This is a genomic window from Seohaeicola nanhaiensis (genome assembly GCF_042654245.1).
In the GTDB taxonomy this organism is placed as follows: domain Bacteria; phylum Pseudomonadota; class Alphaproteobacteria; order Rhodobacterales; family Rhodobacteraceae; genus Seohaeicola_A; species Seohaeicola_A nanhaiensis.
Map to the genome: position 1 here is coordinate 1,064,505 of NZ_JBHSGI010000002.1, position 18,584 is coordinate 1,083,088.

At 66.9% G+C, this 18,584-nt stretch carries 18 protein-coding genes; 16 read left to right on the forward strand and 2 right to left on the reverse strand.

Annotated features, from left to right (window positions below):
* Positions 1-167 precede the first annotated feature (167 nt).
* Both ACFO5X_RS05360 and ACFO5X_RS05365 read right to left on the reverse strand, forming a co-directional pair.
* Positions 168-497 (reverse strand): chaperone modulator CbpM, encoded by a 330-nt coding sequence (locus ACFO5X_RS05360; protein WP_380716208.1) that lies wholly within the window; start codon positions 495-497, stop codon positions 168-170.
* Positions 494-1,435, reverse strand: coding sequence for a DnaJ C-terminal domain-containing protein (locus ACFO5X_RS05365; protein WP_380716209.1), 942 nt, complete (start codon positions 1,433-1,435; stop codon positions 494-496). The genes ACFO5X_RS05360 and ACFO5X_RS05365 overlap by 4 nt, the downstream gene beginning before the upstream one ends.
* A gap of 289 nt (positions 1,436-1,724) precedes the next feature.
* Here ACFO5X_RS05365 and atpD point away from each other — a divergent pair, with 289 nt between their 5' ends.
* From atpD to ACFO5X_RS05445, 16 genes are all read left to right on the forward strand, one after another.
* Positions 1,725-3,104 carry a F0F1 ATP synthase subunit beta gene (gene atpD / locus ACFO5X_RS05370; RefSeq protein ID WP_380716210.1) on the forward strand — a complete coding sequence of 460 codons (1,380 nt, stop codon included), beginning with the start codon at positions 1,725-1,727 and terminating at the stop codon, positions 3,102-3,104.
* The gene (locus ACFO5X_RS05375) at positions 3,101-3,520 is read left to right on the forward strand and encodes a F0F1 ATP synthase subunit epsilon (protein ID WP_380716211.1); all 420 of its coding nucleotides are present in this window, start codon (positions 3,101-3,103) and stop codon (positions 3,518-3,520) included. The genes atpD and ACFO5X_RS05375 overlap by 4 nt, the downstream gene beginning before the upstream one ends.
* Entirely contained in the window at positions 3,514-3,807 is a 294-nt protein-coding gene (locus ACFO5X_RS05380) for an AtpZ/AtpI family protein (protein WP_380716212.1), read from the forward strand. Before ACFO5X_RS05375 ends, ACFO5X_RS05380 begins: the two co-directional genes overlap by 7 nt.
* Positions 3,804-4,094 (forward strand): N-ATPase subunit AtpR, encoded by a 291-nt coding sequence (locus ACFO5X_RS05385; protein ID WP_380716213.1) that lies wholly within the window; start codon positions 3,804-3,806, stop codon positions 4,092-4,094. The genes ACFO5X_RS05380 and ACFO5X_RS05385 overlap by 4 nt, the downstream gene beginning before the upstream one ends.
* Positions 4,091-4,786, forward strand: a complete 696-nt coding sequence (locus ACFO5X_RS05390) for a F0F1 ATP synthase subunit A (protein WP_380716214.1) — start codon at positions 4,091-4,093, stop codon at positions 4,784-4,786. Before ACFO5X_RS05385 ends, ACFO5X_RS05390 begins: the two co-directional genes overlap by 4 nt.
* 11 nt (positions 4,787-4,797) lie before the next feature.
* Positions 4,798-5,043 (forward strand): F0F1 ATP synthase subunit C, encoded by a 246-nt coding sequence (locus ACFO5X_RS05395; RefSeq protein WP_380716215.1) that lies wholly within the window; start codon positions 4,798-4,800, stop codon positions 5,041-5,043.
* A gap of 4 nt (positions 5,044-5,047) precedes the next feature.
* Positions 5,048-5,782 carry a F0F1 ATP synthase subunit delta gene (locus ACFO5X_RS05400; protein ID WP_380716216.1) on the forward strand — a complete coding sequence of 245 codons (735 nt, stop codon included), beginning with the start codon at positions 5,048-5,050 and terminating at the stop codon, positions 5,780-5,782.
* Complete coding sequence (locus ACFO5X_RS05405; RefSeq protein ID WP_380716217.1) at positions 5,772-7,280, forward strand: F0F1 ATP synthase subunit alpha; 1,509 nt, start codon at positions 5,772-5,774, stop codon at positions 7,278-7,280. The genes ACFO5X_RS05400 and ACFO5X_RS05405 overlap by 11 nt, the downstream gene beginning before the upstream one ends.
* Positions 7,277-8,110 (forward strand): F0F1 ATP synthase subunit gamma, encoded by an 834-nt coding sequence (locus ACFO5X_RS05410; protein ID WP_380716218.1) that lies wholly within the window; start codon positions 7,277-7,279, stop codon positions 8,108-8,110. The genes ACFO5X_RS05405 and ACFO5X_RS05410 overlap by 4 nt, the downstream gene beginning before the upstream one ends.
* 77 nt (positions 8,111-8,187) lie before the next feature.
* A complete protein-coding gene (locus ACFO5X_RS05415) occupies positions 8,188-9,927 on the forward strand; it encodes a PHA/PHB synthase family protein (protein ID WP_417765075.1) in 1,740 nt (579 codons plus the stop codon).
* Positions 9,928-10,352: 425 nt separating this feature from the next.
* Positions 10,353-11,156 (forward strand): IclR family transcriptional regulator, encoded by an 804-nt coding sequence (locus tag ACFO5X_RS05420; RefSeq protein WP_380716220.1) that lies wholly within the window; start codon positions 10,353-10,355, stop codon positions 11,154-11,156.
* Positions 11,156-13,213 carry a hydantoinase/oxoprolinase family protein gene (locus tag ACFO5X_RS05425; protein WP_380716221.1) on the forward strand — a complete coding sequence of 686 codons (2,058 nt, stop codon included), beginning with the start codon at positions 11,156-11,158 and terminating at the stop codon, positions 13,211-13,213. Before ACFO5X_RS05420 ends, ACFO5X_RS05425 begins: the two co-directional genes overlap by 1 nt.
* On the forward strand, positions 13,203-15,215 hold the full coding sequence (locus ACFO5X_RS05430; protein ID WP_380716222.1) for a hydantoinase B/oxoprolinase family protein: 2,013 nt from the start codon (positions 13,203-13,205) through the stop codon (positions 15,213-15,215). The genes ACFO5X_RS05425 and ACFO5X_RS05430 overlap by 11 nt, the downstream gene beginning before the upstream one ends.
* Positions 15,212-15,961, forward strand: coding sequence for an SDR family NAD(P)-dependent oxidoreductase (locus tag ACFO5X_RS05435; protein WP_380716223.1), 750 nt, complete (start codon positions 15,212-15,214; stop codon positions 15,959-15,961). The genes ACFO5X_RS05430 and ACFO5X_RS05435 overlap by 4 nt, the downstream gene beginning before the upstream one ends.
* 10 nt (positions 15,962-15,971) lie before the next feature.
* Positions 15,972-16,862 (forward strand): polysaccharide deacetylase family protein, encoded by an 891-nt coding sequence (locus tag ACFO5X_RS05440; RefSeq protein ID WP_380716225.1) that lies wholly within the window; start codon positions 15,972-15,974, stop codon positions 16,860-16,862.
* A gap of 104 nt (positions 16,863-16,966) precedes the next feature.
* Positions 16,967-18,520 (forward strand): ABC transporter substrate-binding protein, encoded by a 1,554-nt coding sequence (locus tag ACFO5X_RS05445; protein WP_380716226.1) that lies wholly within the window; start codon positions 16,967-16,969, stop codon positions 18,518-18,520.
* Positions 18,521-18,584 lie beyond the last annotated feature (64 nt).

An 18,584-nucleotide genomic window follows, 5' to 3' on the forward strand; every position in this document is an offset into this window, starting at 1 on the left:
TGGATTTCGTGTCCCGCCCGGGCGTGCCGGTCTTGGGAGGCGTCCTGCGTTGGGGAAATTGCATCGCCGGGGCCTCTGGCCGTTTCACCTGCGCAGTGAATAGGATGCCGGAGCGCTTGCCGCAAGGGCAACCGCCGCCGAAAGCGGCGGTCTGCCGCAGCCTTGCGTCAGCGCCGCTTCAGGGCCGAGAGAATCTCGGCCTGGCGTTCGGCAGGCAACCGGTTCATAGCCTGGGCTATGGTCGCCAGATCCTGACGGGCGGCGTGCAGCTGGTCGATCAGCGACAGCACGATTTCCAGTGCCGGTTCATCGAGGTCCAGATCGACCGAAAGATCGCACAGCAGCTCAAGCCGGGCAATGTCGATCCGGCGGAAGACATATCCGCCGGCCTCGCGCTCCGGGCGCACGAATCTGCCCTCGATATAGCGCACAAGCTGGCTGCGGGTCAGCCGGGTGACCGTGGTGACAACCTCGTCTTCGGAAAATCGCTCAGTCATGTCCCTGCGCTCTTCATCAGATCGGCCCGTGGATCGAAGGTCTGTTTCTTGCGCCACGAGGTCAGGAAATCGCGCAGGTCCGAGTCCGGAGGACCCTGCACGACAATCTGCAGTTCGACCCGCTGGTCGCCCTTGGTCTTCTGCCTTGGCCGCTCGATGCCGCGGCCCCGCAGGCGCAGGATCTGGCCCGAACTGGCGCCTGGCGGAATCGTCAGGCCGACCGGCCCGTCAATGGTCGGTGTCGTGACCTTGCCGCCCAGAAGCGCCTCGTCGATTGTGATCGGCAGCGTCATCAGGATGTCGTCGCCCTCGCGGCGGAACACCGGATGCGGGCGCACCATCACCGTGATCAGGGCATCGCCCGCCGGCCCGCCGCCAAAGCCCGGCCCGCCCTTTCCGCGCAGGCGCAGGGTCTGGCCGTCTTCGGTGCCGCGCGGGATCTTGACCGCGAGGCTATGGCCGTCCGGCAGGGTGATCCGCGTCTCGGCGCCACGCGCGGCATCGAGGAAGGGCACTTCGAGCGTATACCGCGCATCCGGTCCCGCCGCGGTGAAGCCCTGATCGGTGTAACCTCCGCCCTGGCGCCCGCGGTTGCGCAGGATCTCGGCGAAGATATCGGCCGGGTCGACGTCGGGGCCAAAGCCCTGCCGCTGCTGATAGGCGTTGCGCGGCGCATCGGTGAAGTCGCGGTAATACTGGCGCTGAGGACGCTCGGCGCCAGAGGCGTCGATTTCGCCCGCGTCGAACCGGGCGCGGGTTTCCGGGTCTTTCAGCAGGTCATAGGCCGAGGAGATCGCCTTGAACCGCGACTCGGCCTGCGGGTCGTCCGGGTGCAGGTCGGGGTGGCTGGTGCGGACCAGCTTGCGGTAGGCCTTCTTGATCTCGTCCGCCGTGGCCGCCTTGGTCAGCCCGAGGGCCTCATAGGGATCGGTTGGCATCCCGGCTCCTTCTTCTTCGCCACATCGCAGATGCCGCGCCGTTGGCGCGCCAGGCGTTTGCGTTCCACCTGAATGTCATGTCGCCGGATGCCTCGTCATTGATCCATGTCAGCAATTGGGATGGCAACTCCTGCTATTGTCAACTGGTTGCGACGCGGAGTCGGAATGATGGGCTGTCCCGTGCCCACCCAACTGAAAGAGGATTCCATTGGCTGCATCCATCCGCCAACAGACAGCAGGGGCGAAGGCGCAAGCTGTCAGGGCGCCCGCCGCGTCGGCAGGCGCAGGTGTGGTTCATGCAGTGCGCGGTGCGGTGGTCGATGTCGTCTTTCCCGAGGGCGCGTTGCCGCCGGTGAATACTGCGCTGACGGTCGCCTGGGACCGGCCCGAGCCGCTGATCCTCGAAGTGCACAGCCATCCCGACACGACCACGGCGCGGGCTGTCGCCTTTCAGTCGACTGCCGGGCTGGCCCGCGGAACGGCGGTGCATTCGACCGGCGGCCCGTTGACCGTGCCGGTCGGTACGGCGGTGCTGGGCCGGCTGCTGGATGTGGTCGGCGAGACTCGGGACGACGGCCCGCCGCTGCCCGCCGATACGCCGCGCGCCTCCATCCACGCGCGCCCCCCGCAGATCGCGGCGCAGACGCGCACGACCGATATGTTCGAGACCGGGATCAAGGTGATCGACCTGCTGACCCCGCTGGCACAGGGCGGCAAGGCCGCGATGTTCGGCGGCGCGGGGGTCGGCAAGACCGTGCTGGTGATGGAGCTGATCCGCGCGATGGTCGAAAAATACGAAGGCATCTCGGTCTTCGCCGGGGTGGGCGAACGCTCACGCGAGGGGCACGAGCTGCTGACCGAGATGCGGGCGTCGGGCGTACTGGAGCGAACGGTGCTGGTCTATGGCCAGATGAACGAACCGCCGGGCGCGCGCTGGCGGGCGCCAATGACCGCGCTGACGATTTCAGAGCATTTCCGCGACCAGAAACACCAGAACGTCCTTCTGCTGATGGACAACGTGTTTCGCTTTGTTCAGGCCGGAGCCGAGGTGTCGAGCCTTCTGGGCCGCCTGCCCTCGCGCGTGGGATACCAGCCGACGCTGGCCACCGAGGTGGCGGAACTGCAGGAGCGCATTGCCTCGGTCGCGGGGTCGGCGGTGACGGCGATTCAGGCGGTCTATGTGCCGGCCGACGATTTCACCGATCCGGCGGTGACTACGATTTCAAGTCACATGGACTGTGTGATCGTGCTGAGCCGGGCACAGGCGGCCGAAGGGTTCTATCCGGCCATCGACCCGCTGGCCTCGTCCTCGATGCTGCTGGACCCGCTGGTTGTGGGCGAGGCGCATTACCAGACCGCCGAAGCAGTGCGACAGACGCTGGCGCGGTTCCGCGAGCTTTCGGACATCATCTCGCTGCTCGGGGTGGAAGAACTGGGAGTTGCCGACCGGCTGATCGTCAAACGCGCGCGGCGGCTGCAACGCTTCCTGTCCCAGCCGTTCATGGTGACCGAGGCCTTTACCGGCACACCGGGCGCGCGGGTTCCGCTGGCCGAAACGCTGGCGGGCTGCCGCGCGATCCTGGAGGGCGAGACCGACGACTGGGCGGAAAGCGCGCTCTACATGGTGGGCACGCTGGAGGATGCCCGCCGCAAGGAGGCCGGGCCATGAGGCTGAGGATCGTCACGCCGCTGGAGGTTGTCGTGGATCAGACCATCGACGCGCTGCGCGCCGAGGATGCAACCGGCAGCTTTGGCATCCTGCCGGGCCATGCCCCCTTCGTGACCGCGCTGTCGGTCTCCATCGTGAGCTGGCGCGCGGCGGAGCGGGAGCATTTCTGCGCCATCCGGGGCGGGGTGCTGTCGGTCGAGGGTCGCACAGTGGCGGCGACCTCGATCGCCATTGCCACGCGCGAGGCGGTGACGGGCGACCACCTTGCCACGCTCGACGCCGATGTGCTGGCGCGTTTCCGGTCCGACGCCGACGCCGAGCGCACCGAACACGTCGAGGCGATGCGCCTGCAATTCAACGCCATCCGCCATCTGGTGAGCCGCCTGAGCGCCGACAGGATGGAGCGCCGATGGTGACCGCTCCGCCCGATCCCGCCGAGACCGATCCGATGGTGAGCGAGACCCGCCGGCGCAGCCGCCGGCGCGAGCGCTGGCTCCGCGAGGGGGACATGTCGGTCGGCCGTCGTCTGGCGCAGATCGGCGTGCTGGGCTGGATCTTCGTGCTGCCGACCTTGGGCGGGCTGTTCTTCGGGCGCTGGCTCGACGCGCGGTTGGGGTCCGGCATCTTCTGGAGCGCGCCGTTCCTGCTGCTGGGCCTCTGCCTTGGCGGCTGGACGGCCTGGAAATGGATGAACAGCCAATGACCGATTTTGCGACCCTCTCCCCGGCCCTGCTGCCTGCCCTGAGCTTTCTGGGCGGGCTGCTGCTGGGATATGCCTATTTCCGCGCCTTGCGCCTGACGGTCGATCTCGTGGTCGGCGGCCGCGCGCCGCTGCTGGGTCTGGCCCTGACGCTCGTTCGCGTTGCCATGCTGGGCGGCGGGCTTTTCCTGGCCGTGCTGGGCGGTGCATGGTCCTTGCTGGCCGCGCTGGCCGGGGTTCTTGTGGCAAAGAGGTTCGCAGTTCTCCGGACCGGAAAGGCGGTCGCATGACCTCGCCCCTCGATCCTGTCATCCTGTTTCATCTGGGTCCGGTGCCGATCAGCGAGGCCATCGTCACGACCTGGACCATCATGGCGGTTCTGGTGCTGGGCGGCTTTGCGCTGACCCGCCGGCTCGACCTGCGGCCGGGCAAGCGGCAGGCGGCTCTGGAGATGATGGTGGATCTGCTCGACACCCAGATCGCCGAGACCTCGGGCACGCGGCCCGCGCCCTATCGCGCATTCATCGGCACCTTGTTCCTTTTCATCCTCGTTGCGAACTGGGCTTCGTTGGTGCCGGGGGTCGAGCCGCCCACGGCCACAATGGAAACGGATGCCGCCCTGGCGCTGCTCGTCTTCCTTTCGGTGATCTGGTTCGGGGTGCGGGGCAACGGGCTGGCGGGGTATCTCCGATCATTTGCCTCGCCCAACGTCGTGATGATCCCGCTGAACCTGCTGGGCAGCGTCACCCGCGTCTTTTCGATGTTCGTGCGCCTGTTCGGCAATGTGATGAGCGGTGTTTTCGTTATTGGCATCGTCGCCTCGCTTGCGGGGCTGCTGGTGCCGATCCCACTGATGGCGCTCGATCTGCTGACCGGTCTGGTGCAGGCCTATATCTTCGCCGTTCTCGCCATGGTCTTCATCGCCTCCACCGTCGCCGGGGGGAGGCCGGACGGCGCCTCTTTGCCTGAATTCAAGAAGTGAAAGGAACCCTAATGGAATACGCGCCCATCATCAGCATCGTTTGCGCCGCATTCGCCGTGGCCTTTGGCGCCCTTGGCCCGGCGCTTGCCGAAGGCCGCGCCGTGGCCGCGGCGATGGACGCCATCGCGCGGCAACCGGAAGCGGCGAACACGATTTCGCGCACGCTCTTCGTTGGACTGGCGATGATCGAGACGACGGCGATCTATTGCCTGGTGATCGCCCTGCTTCTGCTGTTCGCCAATCCCTTCATAGGTTAGCCCCATGTCAATCGACCTCTGGGGGATCGGGCTGCAGGCGATCAACGTCCTGATCCTGATCTGGCTCTTGTTCCACGTGTTCTGGCGCCCGATCGCGGCGGCCATCGCCAGCCGGCAGCAGGCGGCCATGGCACTGATCGACAACGCGGGTGAAACGCAGGCCCGCGCCGATGCGGCACTGGCCGAGGCGAGCCGCGCGCGCGACGGCATCGCTGCCGAGCGCAGCGCGATGCTAGACCAGGCGCGGAGCGAGGCGGAGGCGACGGCGAAAGCCACTCGGGACGAGGCGCAGGGCCGGGCCGAGGCGATCCTTGCCGCTGCCCGAGCCGCTGCCGAAAAGGAACGCGAGGCCGCGCGCGTGGCCAACGACCGTCAGGCCCGCGACCTCGCGCTCGACATTGCCGGGCGGCTGCTTGGCCGGATGGATGGGCCGGAGGTGCAGGCCGCTTTCCTCGCCCAGCTGACCGAGGCCATCGCGGCGCTGCCTGCCGCCGAGCGCGCCGCGCTGACGGCGGCGCCGGAGGGGATCGAGATCGTCACCTCCAGGAAATCGGTCGCGCAGGAAGAGACCATTCGACAGGCCGTCCTGAACGCCCTTGGCGGCGCGGTCGAGTTGCGGTTTGTGGTCGATCCCGAACTGATTGGTGGTCTCGAACTGCGCAGCCCGCATTTCGTCCTGCACAACAGCTGGCGGGCGGATCTCGCCCAGGTGCGCAAGGCGGTGCAGGATGCTGCCTGACAGCCCCGCCTGGATCGCCGCCACCCGCGCGGCCCTGGATACCGCAGAACTCGGCCCGCGTGCCGAGCATCGCGGCCGGGTGGAAGAGATCGGCGACGGGGTGGCCCTGGTCTCGGGCCTGCGCGACGTGCGGCTGGACGAGGTGCTGCAGTTTGCCGGCGGGCAGGTCGGCTTTGCCCGCGTGCTCGACCCCGATCGGATCGGATGCGTGTTGCTCGATGCCGCGACCGGCGTCGCCGCCGGGGACGCGGTGGCCGGCACCGGCAGGGTTGTCAGCGTGCCGGTGGGCGAGGCGCTGCTGGGTCGGGTCATCGACCCGCTGGGCCGGCCGCTGGACGGCGGAGAGCCGATCGCAGCAGAGGCACAGCTGCCGATCGACCGTCCCGCCCCGGCGATCATCGAGCGCGATCTGGTGGTCGAACCGGTCCAGACGGGGGTCCTTGTGCTCGACACGCTGTTCGCGCTGGGGCGGGGGCAGCGCGAGCTGATCGTCGGCGACCATTCGACCGGCAAGACAACTTTGGCGGTCGATGCGATGATTGCCCAGCGCGACAGCGACATGATCTGTGTCTATGTGGCGGTCGGCCAGAAGACGTCGAGCGTGCGCCGCGCCATCGACGCGCTGCAGAACGGCGGCAACTTCGCGCGCTGTATCGTGGTTGTCGCCGGTTCGGCCGATGCGCCGGGCCTACAGTGGATCGCGCCTTATGCGGGCATGACGATGGCCGAATATTTCCGCGACCGGGGCCAGCATGCGCTGGTGGTGATCGACGACCTGTCCAAACACGCCGCCACCCACCGCGAGCTGGCGCTGCTGACGCGGCAGTCGCCGGGGCGCGAGGCCTATCCCGGCGACGTCTTCTATGCCCATGCCCGCCTGCTGGAACGCGCGGCCAGGCTGTCGGAGGCGCGCGGGGGCGGATCGCTGACCGCCCTGCCCATCGCCGAAACCGATGCCGGCAACCTGTCGGCCTATATCCCGACCAATCTGATTTCGATCACCGACGGGCAGATCGTGCTGAACGCCGGCCTGTTCCATCAGGGCCAGAAACCCGCCGTGGACGTGGGCCTGTCGGTCAGCCGGGTTGGCGGCAAGACGCAGGCGCCGGTCCTGCGCAAGGCGGCGGGTCCGCTGCGGCTGGACTATGCGCAGTTCCTCGAGCTGGAGGTCTTCACCCGCTTCGGGGCCATGCCCGAAGGCCGGGTGCGCGATCAGCTGACGCGGGGCGCACGTATCCGCGAGGTGCTGCGTCAGCCGCAACATGCACCCTACCGGCTGGCCGACGAGGTGGCGCTGCTTCTGGCGCTTCAGGCCGGACTGCTGGATCCGCTGCCGGTGCGCGCGGTGAGCGCGTTCCGCCAGGCGCTGCCAGGCCATCTCGATACCGAAGTGCCGCAGGTCGTCCAGGCCCTGGCCGAAACCGGCGCGCTGGACGAGGCGGCGCGCGGGGCGCTGATGGCCGCGCTGAAACGTCTTGCCGAGGCACCCGCGCCATGACCGAGCGCCTGGCCGATATCAGCGCCCGGATCGAGCGCATCCGCGAACTGGGCGCCGTGGTGAATGCAATGAAGGGCGTCGCCGCCGCCCGCGCCCATGGCGCGCAGGCGCAACTGGCGGCGGTGGACGACTATGCCGGGATCATCACCACTGCGATGACGTGCCTGCTGGGGGGCGGGTCGCCGGGGGAGGCCAGTGGCCCAGGGCGCCGCCCCGGCCTGCTGGTCTTCTGCGCCGAGCAGGGCTTTGCCGGCGCCTTCAGCGAGCGGGTTCTGGATAGCATCGACCGGATGCCGCCCGCCGAGGCGCTGTTCCTGATCGGCACCAGGGGTCAGTCGGTTGCCGCGCTGCGCGGCGTGACGGCGGGGTGGGGCGCGGCCCTGCCTTCGCATACGCCCGGCCTGCCCCGGCTGGCCGACCGGATCACAACCGAGATCTATCGCGCCCTGTCCGAGGCGCGCATCGACTGTCTGGACGTTGTCTTCACCACGTGGAAGGGCGGCCGTCCTGCCGTGGTGCGGGAACACCTGTTTCCCATCGCCCTCACACTAGCCCCCGGAACGTCGGGTCAACCCCCGCTGACGCATCTGCCCGACGCCACCCTTCTGGCGGCGCTGGGGCAGGAGTATTTCAACGCGCAGGTCTGCAAGGCCGCGCTGCATGCCTTTGCTGCCGAGAACGAGGCGCGCATGCAGGCGATGTCCTCGGCGGGAAGCCAGATCGCGCGCGAACTCGACAGCCTGGAAGCCACGCTGCGGCGCGTCCGGCAGGAGGCCATCACCGCCGAAATCATCGAACTCGGGTCCGGCGCCACCGCCGCGACAGGCTGACCCAGATCAATGGCAGCTTGCCCCGCAATGCCTATATCGGCCCCATATGAGACGCGCCTGTGATGAAAGGACAGACCATGTCGGAGCCGGATGCCGCAAAGACCGCCACCCCGGTCGCCGAAAGCCCCTATGAGGCGCTCGACCGGGTGGCCCATGCCGGCTTTGCCCGGGCGGTGTCGGGCCTGTCGCCGTCCGTTCTGGCCGAGGCCTGGATGGATTGGGCGGTGCATCTTGCCACATCGCCCGGCAAACAGCTGAAACTGGCCGAGCAGGCGTTGCGGAATGCCCAGGCCGTCTGGAGCGCGGGTCTCGGACTGTACCAGTCCGAGACCGACCCAGCGCCCGACCGCCGCTTTGCCAGCGAGCACTGGCAGAAATATCCGTTCAACGTGATGTCGCAGGCGCACCGGCTGTCCTGGCAATGGTGGCAGGATGCCGTCACCGGCGTGCATGGCACGACGCCCGAGCACGAGAATCTGCTGGCCTTCGTCACGGGTCTCGCCTCGGACAGCCTGGCGCCCTCCAATTTCCCCGCCACAAATCCCGATGTGATCGCCGCAACGCTGGAAGAGCGCGGGCGAAATCTGCTGCGGGGCGCGCAGAACCTTTCGGAGGACGTCCTGCGCCGGATGGGTGCGGAACCCGATGGGCCACACCCCTTCGAGGTGGGGCACAATCTGGCGATCACGCCGGGCAAGGTGGTGCTGCGCAACGACCTGATCGAGTTGATCCAATACGCCCCGACAACCCCCACCGTGCGCCCCGAGCCGATCCTGATCGTGCCGGCCTGGATCATGAAATATTACATCCTGGACCTCTCGGCGCAGAATTCGCTGGTCCGGTTCCTGGTCGCGCAGGGCTATACCGTCTTCATGATCTCGTGGAAGAACCCCGACGCTGGGGACCGCGCGTTCGGGATGGACGACTACCGCAGGCTTGGCGTGATGGCCGCGCTGGAGGCGGCGCAGGCGATCACCAAGGCGCAGAAGCTGCATGCGGTCGGCTATTGCCTGGGCGGCACGCTGCTCTCTATCGCCGCCGCCGCGATGGGGCGGGATGGCGACGACCGTCTTGCCTCGGTCACTTTGTTGGCCGCGCAGGTCGATTTCACCGAGGCCGGACCGCTGCGGCTGTTCATCAACGACAGCGAAGTGACGCTGATCGAGGACATGATGGCCGAGACGGGCTATCTGTCTTCCGACCAGATGGCCGGGGCCTTCGCCCTGTTGCGCGCACGCGATCTGATCTGGGCGCCGGCGATACGCGATTATCTTCTGGGGCAGCGCGGTCAGGCTTTCGATCTGATGGCCTGGAACGCCGATGCCACGCGGATGCCGGCGCGGATGCACTCGGAATACCTGCGCCAGCTGTTCCTGAACAACGATCTGGCCGAGGGGCATTATCACGTGGGCGACCGCGCCATTGCGGTGTCGGACATCCGCACGCCGATCTTCGCCGTCGGGACCGAGGACGATCATGTCGCCCCCTGGAAGTCAGTCTACAAACTGCATCTCTTTGCCAATTCCGATGTGACCTTCGTGCTGACCAGCGGCGGACACAACGCTGGAATCGTGTCCGAACCGGGCCGGGAGAACCGGCATTTCCGCATCGCCGACCACCGCGCCGACGCGGCCTATCGCGATCCGGGCGACTGGCTGGCCGAGACAGAGCCGGCGGACGGGTCGTGGTGGACCGCCTTCGCGGCCTGGCTCGACGCGCATTCGGGCGATGCGGTCGAACCGCCGCCGCTCGGGGCGCGGTCGGGGCGCTTCGTGGCGCTCTGCGACGCGCCGGGCTCCTATGTGCGTCAGAAATAGCCGGTCGGCGGGCCAATCTGATGACGTGATTCGAAGCCTTGGCGCGGAGGGCCGCCCATAGGCTGGACGGCGACAGAGCCTCGGAGAGGGAATTTTTTGGCCCCGCAAGCCTCCGTGACTCACCCGAAGTGCGCCGCAGCGCAGCGGTGATGCCCGTTTTCAAAGCATGGCCGAAGTTTTTTCTCGACCGGTTTTCCGTCGGTTCCCGCCGTCACCGTCGGCCTGGGGCGAGCGCATGACGCACCTGGCAATCAATTAAATTCATTGAGAATTTTCGATTTTTACGCCGCGACGCGTCTCGCCGCTGATGCGCCTCAGCCATCAGACCCGGGCCAGTCTTGCTGCACTGCCGCAAGCCAAACGGCGGTTGACAAAAGGGGCTGCCCTTTCGTCAACTGATGAAATCCCGACCAAGGTTCACATACATGAACAACCAAGTCAAGTCCGCCGCGCGTGTCCTCGATGTCCTGGAATTGCTGTCCAGCCAGACGCAGCCGCTGCGTCTGAACGAGCTGGTCGCCAAACTGGGCTTTCCCAAATCCTCGGCCTTCGGATTGCTCTCCACCCTGGTGGCGCGCGGCTATGTGGCGAAGGACAGCGCCGACCGCTATGCCATCGTCGAGACTTTCCGGCAGGGGTTCGGCTGGGTCGGCGGTTTCGAGAGCTTCCTGCGTGCGGTCGCCACGCCCATCGTCGAGGAGGTCCGCGACCTGCTGGACGAAACCGTGTTTCTGTGCGTGCGCACCGAACAGCAGAACGCGCGGCTGCTGACCAAGGCGGTGAGCCGTCAGCCGATCCGCTACGATTCCTCTGATCAGCATTCGATGCCGGGCTATGGCACGGTCATGGGCCGCGTTCTGCTGGCGTTTCAGCCGCCCGAGGTGATCGACGCCTATTTCGCCCGCACCGAGCTGCGCGCCTTCAACGACAAGACGCCGACCTCCGAAGCCGAGATCCGTGCGGCGCTGGAGAAGATCCGCACCGATGGATACGGGACCATCGTCGACGAATACGCCACCGGCGGCGCGGGTATCGCCGCGCCGATCCGCAACGCCGAGGGCCGCGTGGTGGCCGCCATCGACGTCGCCACCGTGACCGCGCGTTATGAACAGCGCCGCGACGAGATGCTGGCCGCCGTGCTCGACAGCGCCGCGCGGATCAGCACGCGCCTAGGCTACCGGCCCGAGGGCCGGGCCGACACCAGATTGACAGTTCAGGGAGACGCTTGATGGGATATCGAGTGGGCGTGGACATCGGCGGCACCTTTGCCGATTTCTGCGCATTTGACGAGGCGGAGGGCCGGATCGGCACCGTCAAGGTTCTGACCACCCCCGACCGGCCGGGGCAGGAGGTCATCGACGGTCTGAAGGCCCTGGAAGACAGGTTCGGGATCGCCCCGGGCGACATCTCGTATTTCACCCACGGCACGACGGTTGGCGTGAATTCGATCATCATGCGCAAGGGCATCCGCCTGGCCATGTTCACCACCGAGAACTTCTGCGACGTGCTGGAACTCGCGCGGCTGAAGATGCCCGACCCCTATCACCTGCTGTCCGCCCGGCCCGAGCCGCTGGTGACGCGCGATCTGGTCTTTGGCGTGGCCGAGCGCATCCTGGCCGATGGCAGCGTTGACAGCCCGCTGGACCCAGAGAGCCTGAAAGCCGCCGTCGCCGCCGCCCAGGCGCGCGGGGCCGAGGGGGTCGTGATCTGCTTCCTGCATTCCTACCGCAACCCGGCCCACGAGCTGGAGGCCAAGCGCCTGATTGCCGAGATCGCGCCCGAGCTGCATGTCTTCACCTCGCATGAGGTGCGCCCGATCATCCGGGAATACGAACGTTCTTCGACCGCCGTGATCCATGGCTATGTCCAGCCGCGCGTCTCGCAGTATCTGGGCGCGCTGCAGGGCGCGCTGAGCGATATCGGCGTCACGCCCGAGCCGATGATCACCAAGTCGAACGGCGGGGTCATGTCGGTGGAGGTCGGCAAGACCGCCTGTGTCGAGATGCTGCTCTCGGGCACCGCCGCCGGCGTGATGGGCGCGGCCTTCGTGGCGCGCGAGGCCGGCGAGGACAAGGTGCTGAGCCTCGACATCGGCGGCACCTCTGCGGATGTGGCGATCATCCAGGGCGGGCAGCCCGGCTATGGCATGAACGAAGTGGTCGGCGAGTTCCCGATCTTCGTGCCGACCGTTTCGGTGACGTCCATCGGCGAAGGCGGCGGCTCGATCGCCCGGATCGACGCGGCGGGGCTGCTGACCGTCGGCCCCGACAGCGCCGGATCAACCCCCGGTCCGGCCGCCTATGGCCGGGGCGGCACCCAGGCGACGATCACCGACGCCTTCGTGACTCTGGGCCTGCTCGACCTGTCGGCGCTGGGCTATGGCATGGTCTCGGTCGACCGCGACAAGGCCGTGGAGGTGATTGCACCGCTGGCCGAGAAGCTGGGCACCAGCCTTGAGGAAACTGCCGAGGGCATCGTCGGCGTCGCCGTTTCGGGCATGTTCCGCGAAGTGTCCAAGCTCTGCTCGCGCCGGGGGATCGACGTGGGCGAATTCAGCCTGCTGGCCTTCGGCGGTGGCGGGCCGATGATGGCCTGTTTCCTGGCGCGCGACCTGGGCATGAAGCGCGTGATCGTGCCGCCGTCGCCCGGTGTGCTGTCGGCCCTGGGCGGACTGACCGCAGACGTACGCAACGATTTCACCGAAACCGCCTATTACGACCTCGCGGCCGAGAACACCGGCCGGATGGCCGCGACCGTCACGCGGCTGACCGAGAAGGCACGGCGCTGGATGGTCGAGGAACAGCACTACGAGGGCACGCCGGTCTTCCACGCCTCGGGCGAGATGCGCTATCGTGGCCAGAGCTTCGAGATCGAGGTGCCGATCGACCCGGCCGCGCTGGCGGCAAACGATGTCGGCCCGATCGTGAGGGCGTTCCACGCCGAGCACCGGCGCCTGTATGGCCACGCCGACCCCGCGGCACCGATCCAGATCATCGCCGTCAACCTGGTGGTCACCGGCCATTCGGCCAAGCCGACCCTGCCCCGCAGCGAGCCGCGCCCGCATGATGCAGTTGCGCAGAAGACGATGACCGCCTGGATCGACGGCGGGCGGCGCGAGCTGGCGCTGTTCGCGCGCCGCGATCTGACACCGGGCGCGCATTTTACCAGCCCCTGTGTGATCGCGCAGGACGACACGACGACCATCGTGCCCGCGGGCTTTGCCGGAACCGTGGACGCCCACGGCAATCTTATCCTGACCATCGAGGACGCCCCGCATGCGCACTGATCCCGTCACCCTGAAGGTGCTTGAGAACCACGCGCAGGCGGTGGCCGAAAGCATGGCCTTCACCCTGTTCCGCACCGCGCATTCGACCTTCGTGAAGGAGACCGAGGATTTCACCACCGGTCTCGTCACGCCCTCGGGCATGACCTTCGCCAGCCCGCGCGACCTGGGCGCCACCTGGTTCATCGGGCTCGACTACAAGGGCGCGCTCGAGATGATCGACCACTACGAAGAGGGCGACATCTGCGTTACCAACGACCCCTATTCGGGGTTCGTTTGCACCCATACGCCCGACATGCACATATGGAAGCCGATCTTCTGGGAGGGCGAGATCATCGCCTTTGCCGTCGGCCATATCCACAACACCGACATGGGCGGCGCCGTGCCGGCGTCGCTGTCTCGGGCCAATACGGAAGTGCATCAGGAAGGCATCCGATTCCGTCCGACCAAGCTGGTCAGCCGGGGCGTGACGAACGAGCAGCTGATCGACACGATGATGCTGAACGTCCGGATGCCCGAGCAGAACCGGGGCGACCTCAACGCCCAGATCGCCGCCGTGAACACTGGCGAGGCGAAGATGCACGAAATGATCCGCAAGTTCGGCGTCGAGGTGGTGAAGAACGGCATCGAGGATCTGCTCGACGTGGCCGAGGCCCGCGCCCGCGCGGTGATCTCGGGGCTGCCGGATGGCGATTTCCGCTTTGTCGACTATCTCGACGAGGACGGTCCGAACGGGGTGCCGGTGCGGCTGGACCTGACGCTGAAGGTGCGCGGCGACGAGGTAATCCTGGATTTCACCGGTTCGGACCCGCAGCTGAAGTCGGCGCTGAACATGCCGACCGGCGGCAACCCGCGCCACATCCTGCTGATGGTCGGATACAACTATTGCCTCTACACGCTCGATCCCTCCATCCCGCTGAACGGCGGCATCCTGCGCGCCGCGACCTGCATCGTGCCCGAGGGCACGGTGCTGAACCCGCAGTTCCCGGCCGCTGTCGGGATGCGCTCGCTGACCTGCGGGCGCCTGCAGGGGGTTGTCATGGGCGCCTTTCACGCCGCCGCGCCCGACCGGTTGCCGGTGGGCGCCGCCGGTGGCGGCGGCATCGTCAACGTCAAGACCTTCGATGCGACCAGCGGCAAGCTGACCATGGCCTCGATCGACCCGGTGACGGGCGGTGCGGGCGGCTCGGCGCTGGGCGACGGCACCGACGGCTCGGGCGCGAATTCGTCCTTCCTCAAGAACACCCCGGTCGAGATCAACGAGGTCGAGGTGCCGATCAAGTTCCGCCGCTATGGCCTGGTGCCCGACAGCGGCGGCCCGGGCACCGCGCGCGGCGGCATGGCGACCGAGCTGGAAGTCGAGGTTTTCACCCCCGATACGGTGGTGACGGCGCGCAACCGCGACCGCACGATCTTTGCCGCCTGGGGCGGCGCGGGCGGTCTGCCCGGCGCGCCGTCGCATTTCACGCAGGTCACGCCCGCAGGTCGCACTATCGACCTGGGCAACACCGACGTGGTGCCGCTGGGGCCGGGCGATGTGTTCAACCTGACGTCGGGCGGCGGCGCCGGGTTCGGTGACCCCTTTGCGCGGCCCGTCGAGCTGGTGGTGCGCGATGTGCTGCGCAGCGCCGTCACGCCGGCGGCGGCAGCATCGGAATATGGTGTCGTCGTCGATGCCGAGGGCCAGGTCGACGCCGAGGCCACCCGCGCCCTGCGCGCGGCCCATGTCGCGCCCGCACCGCAGACATTCACCTATAACGCGAGCCGGTTGGCTTTCGAGGCGGTCTGGACCGACGCCAACTATGCCGCGCTGACCGAGGCGCTGACGCAGATGCCGGTGCACTGGCGGCATTTCGTCAAGCGCGAGGTCTTCGACCGCATCGCCGCCCTGCCCGAGGGCACGCGCCGGGGCGACGGATCGGAGGTCTGGGAGGCCGTCGAGGCGGTGAAGATCCGCGTTCCGGGCCTCGCTCGCTCGATGCAGGTCAAGGAGGCGGCGGAATGATCAGCTTCGACTTCAGCGGACAGACGGTTCTGGTTGCCGGCGCTGCGCGCGGAATCGGCGCGGGCATCGCGGCGGAATTCGCGACAGCCGGCGCGCGGGTCGTGGCCGCCGACATCCTGGGCGATGAACTTGCCACTTTGGCTGCCGAGCATCCCGGCGTGACGACTGAGGTGATCGACCTTGGCGATTTCGGGGCGGTCAAGGCGCGCTTTGGCGATCTGGCGCCCGATGTGGTGGTCAACGCCGCCGGCGGCGTACGCGGCCAGTCGAAGAAGCCGTTGGAAGAGGTCAGCGACGCCGAGTGGATGGCGATCTACGACGGCAACGTGATGTCGGCGCTGAACCTGATGCGCGCGGTCATCCCGGCGATGAAGGCGCGCGGTTCGGGGCGGATCGTCACCATCTCGTCCGGGGCTGGGCTGAAACCCAGCCTGACAGGCATCCAGTCCTACTGTTCGGCGAAACACGGGCTGATCGGCCTGACCCGCCAGATGGCGCTGGAACTCGGGCCCTTCGGCATCACCGTGAACTCGGTCGCGCCCGGCTTTCTGCGCACCTCGCCCGACTATGAAAAGCAGTGGGCCAGCTATGGAGAGGAGGGTCAGCAACGCATGTTGCAGAACATCGCCATGCGCCGGCTGGGCGAACCGGCGGACATCGCCGCCGCCTGCGCTTTCCTCGCCTCGGACCGGGCGGGATTCATCACCGGGCAGGTGCTGCCCGTTTCCGGCCACCCCTTCCCGTAAGGAGCAGATCATGACCGAATCCGAAAACCCCTGGGAATGGCCCGAAGAGACCTGGCGTGCCAAGGTCGACCGGGTCCGCGCGGGCGATAGCCTGAAGCCGGCCTCGTGGCCCGGCGGCGCGAAATGCGCTGTGGCCATGTCCTTCGACGTCGACCACGAAACCAACGAGCTGCGCGACGGCGGCAAGTCGATCGGCGCGATGAGCCGGGGGCAATACGGCAACCGGCAGGGCATTCCGCGGGTGATGGAGATCATCCGCCGCCACGACATCAGGGCCAGCTTCTATGTCCCAGCCGTTGTGGCGCAGCTGTATCCGGACGAAACCCGCATGTTCGTGGCCGAGGGCCACGAGGTCGGCATCCACGGCTGGATTCACGAGCGCAACTCGATCCTGCCGGCGGATGTGGAGCGCGACCTCCAGATGCGTTCGGCCGACATGCTGGAAAAGATCAGCGGCGCACGCCCCGTGGGTATCCGCACACCGTCCTGGGACTTTTCTCATGTGACGCTGGAGATCACCCGCGACATGGGGCTGGCCTATGACAGCTCGCTGATGGCGGATGTCGATTGCCACACCCTGCTGCTGGATGGCGAGGACACCGGCGTGATCGAGCTGCCGGTGGAATGGATCCGCGACGACGCGGTCTATTTCAACATGAACCGCTTCTCGGCCCTGCGCCCCTATACCCCGCCCGAGGGCGTCTTCGACATTTTCCGCCGCGAGTTCGAGGCGGCCTATGCCGAGGGCGGCATCTTCCAGCTGACGATGCATCCGCACATCACCGGATATCGCTCGCGCATCTGGATATTCGAGGAACTGATCCGGCTGGCCAAGTCCAGGGGCGACGTCTGGTTCGCCACGCATGCCGAGATCGTGGATTGGGTCAAAGCCAACGGCTAGGCCCCGCCGCCGGCCGCGCCAAGGCCCTTGCCGTCCCGGCCAATGCCGGTGCGGCCCAACACAAGAAGAGACGTCACCACGAAACCCAATAGAGAGGAAGATCCATGAAAAGGACCATCCTGGCAGTCTGCGCCGCCCTGGCCTTCGCTGCTCCTACTTTCGGCATCGCCAAGGACAGATATGTCCATGCCAACAACTCGGCCTATGACACGCTCGATCCGCATACGGTGCGCGACGTGGCCCGCGTGGCGTCCCGGCTCAACTTCTATGACGGGCTGTATCGCTGGGTCGACAATCCGCCGCAGCTGATCCCCTGGCTGGCGAAGGACCATACCGTCTCGGAAGACGGCAAGACCTGGACCTTCAACCTGCGCGACGACGTGACCTTCCACGACGGCACCAAGATGACCGCCAAGGATGTGGTCTATTCCTTCGAACGGATGCTGGGCCTGAAGAAGGGCGCGGGTTCGCTGTTCCTGCCGATGATCGACCCGGGCAATACCGTGGCGGTGGACGATTACACCGTGGCCTTCACGCTCAAGGAACCCTCGGCAATCTTTGCCGCTCTGGTGCCGGACATTCTGGTGGTGAACTCGGCGCTGGTCGCGGCGAACACCAAGGACGACGACATGGGTCAGGGATACCTGATCGACCATGTGGCCGGGTCCGGATCCTACATGCTGCAGCGCTATGACCCTGCGCGCGGGTTCATCGGCGAACGCTTTGCCGAGCATTTCGCCGGCTGGGGCGAGAAGTATCTCGACGAGATCGAATTCCGCACCGTTCTGGAAACCAACACCCGGATCCAGGGCCTGATGCGGGGCGATTACCAGGGTCTCGACGGCTATCTCGCACCCGACCAGGTGGAACGGCTGCGCGAGGATCCGAACGTGCAGATCCTCGAAGAAGAGTCGATGCGCGTCTTCCACTTCGCGGTGCACAACGGCCGCGCCCCGATGGACGACAAGAACTTCCGCATGGTCCTGACCCATGCCTTCGATTACGACGGCTATATCAACGAGATCATGAAGGGCACCGTTGCCCGCAACCCGACCATCGTGCCGGGCAACCTCTGGGGTGCGCCCAAGGTTCCGGGGTATACGTTCGACCTGGCCAAGGCGAAGGAATACCTCGACGCCTACAAGGCCGAGCATGGCGAAGAAATCCGCACGCTGAAGATCGGCACGCTGGCCGGTTTCTCGGAGACCGAGCAGGCCGCCGCGCTGATGCAGAACGGGCTTGCCCAGCTGGGCATCAACGTCGAGATCGAAAGCTCGCCCTGGCCGGTGATCAACTCGAACATGCAGAACCCGGAAACCATGCCGGACATGGTGCCTTACTGGAAGTCGACCTATTATGCCGACCCCAACAACTGGATCGGCGAGCAGTATGGGTCGCGTTATGCGCCGACGCGCAACGTGTCGGATTATCATAACGCCGAGGTCGACGCGATGCTGGAGAAGGCGCTGATCATCACCGATCAGGCCGAACGCGCGAAGCTGTATGAAGAGGCCACCACGCAGGTCTACAACGATGCCGCCGGCGTCTGGATCTACAACACCAAGTGGTATGGCCCCTATGCGTCCAAGCTGAAGAACGTCCGCTTCTGCCCGGTCGGCAACGGCCAGGACATGCGCTGGGCCTATATCGAGGACTGATCCTCCCCGGGCGCCGCTGCCCGCCTGACGGCAGCGGCGCCCTTTTTCCCGGCACGACCATCCC

Excerpts from the sequence above, each read along its gene's own strand:
- ACFO5X_RS05360 (WP_380716208.1), bottom strand. The coding sequence starts at position 497 with ATGACTGAGCGATTTTCCGAAGACGAGGTTGTCACCACGGTCACCCGG.
- ACFO5X_RS05365 (WP_380716209.1), bottom strand. The coding sequence starts at position 1,435 with ATGCCAACCGATCCCTATGAGGCCCTCGGGCTGACCAAGGCGGCCACG.
- ACFO5X_RS05375 (WP_380716211.1), top strand. The coding sequence starts at position 3,101 with ATGAGGCTGAGGATCGTCACGCCGCTGGAGGTTGTCGTGGATCAGACC.
- ACFO5X_RS05380 (WP_380716212.1), top strand. The coding sequence starts at position 3,514 with ATGGTGACCGCTCCGCCCGATCCCGCCGAGACCGATCCGATGGTGAGC.
- ACFO5X_RS05385 (WP_380716213.1), top strand. The coding sequence starts at position 3,804 with ATGACCGATTTTGCGACCCTCTCCCCGGCCCTGCTGCCTGCCCTGAGC.
- ACFO5X_RS05390 (WP_380716214.1), top strand. The coding sequence starts at position 4,091 with ATGACCTCGCCCCTCGATCCTGTCATCCTGTTTCATCTGGGTCCGGTG.
- ACFO5X_RS05395 (WP_380716215.1), top strand. The coding sequence starts at position 4,798 with ATGGAATACGCGCCCATCATCAGCATCGTTTGCGCCGCATTCGCCGTG.
- ACFO5X_RS05400 (WP_380716216.1), top strand. The coding sequence starts at position 5,048 with ATGTCAATCGACCTCTGGGGGATCGGGCTGCAGGCGATCAACGTCCTG.
- ACFO5X_RS05405 (WP_380716217.1), top strand. The coding sequence starts at position 5,772 with ATGCTGCCTGACAGCCCCGCCTGGATCGCCGCCACCCGCGCGGCCCTG.
- ACFO5X_RS05410 (WP_380716218.1), top strand. The coding sequence starts at position 7,277 with ATGACCGAGCGCCTGGCCGATATCAGCGCCCGGATCGAGCGCATCCGC.
- ACFO5X_RS05415 (WP_417765075.1), top strand. The coding sequence starts at position 8,188 with ATGTCGGAGCCGGATGCCGCAAAGACCGCCACCCCGGTCGCCGAAAGC.
- ACFO5X_RS05420 (WP_380716220.1), top strand. The coding sequence starts at position 10,353 with ATGAACAACCAAGTCAAGTCCGCCGCGCGTGTCCTCGATGTCCTGGAA.
- ACFO5X_RS05425 (WP_380716221.1), top strand. The coding sequence starts at position 11,156 with ATGGGATATCGAGTGGGCGTGGACATCGGCGGCACCTTTGCCGATTTC.
- ACFO5X_RS05430 (WP_380716222.1), top strand. The coding sequence starts at position 13,203 with ATGCGCACTGATCCCGTCACCCTGAAGGTGCTTGAGAACCACGCGCAG.
- ACFO5X_RS05435 (WP_380716223.1), top strand. The coding sequence starts at position 15,212 with ATGATCAGCTTCGACTTCAGCGGACAGACGGTTCTGGTTGCCGGCGCT.
- ACFO5X_RS05440 (WP_380716225.1), top strand. The coding sequence starts at position 15,972 with ATGACCGAATCCGAAAACCCCTGGGAATGGCCCGAAGAGACCTGGCGT.
- ACFO5X_RS05445 (WP_380716226.1), top strand. The coding sequence starts at position 16,967 with ATGAAAAGGACCATCCTGGCAGTCTGCGCCGCCCTGGCCTTCGCTGCT.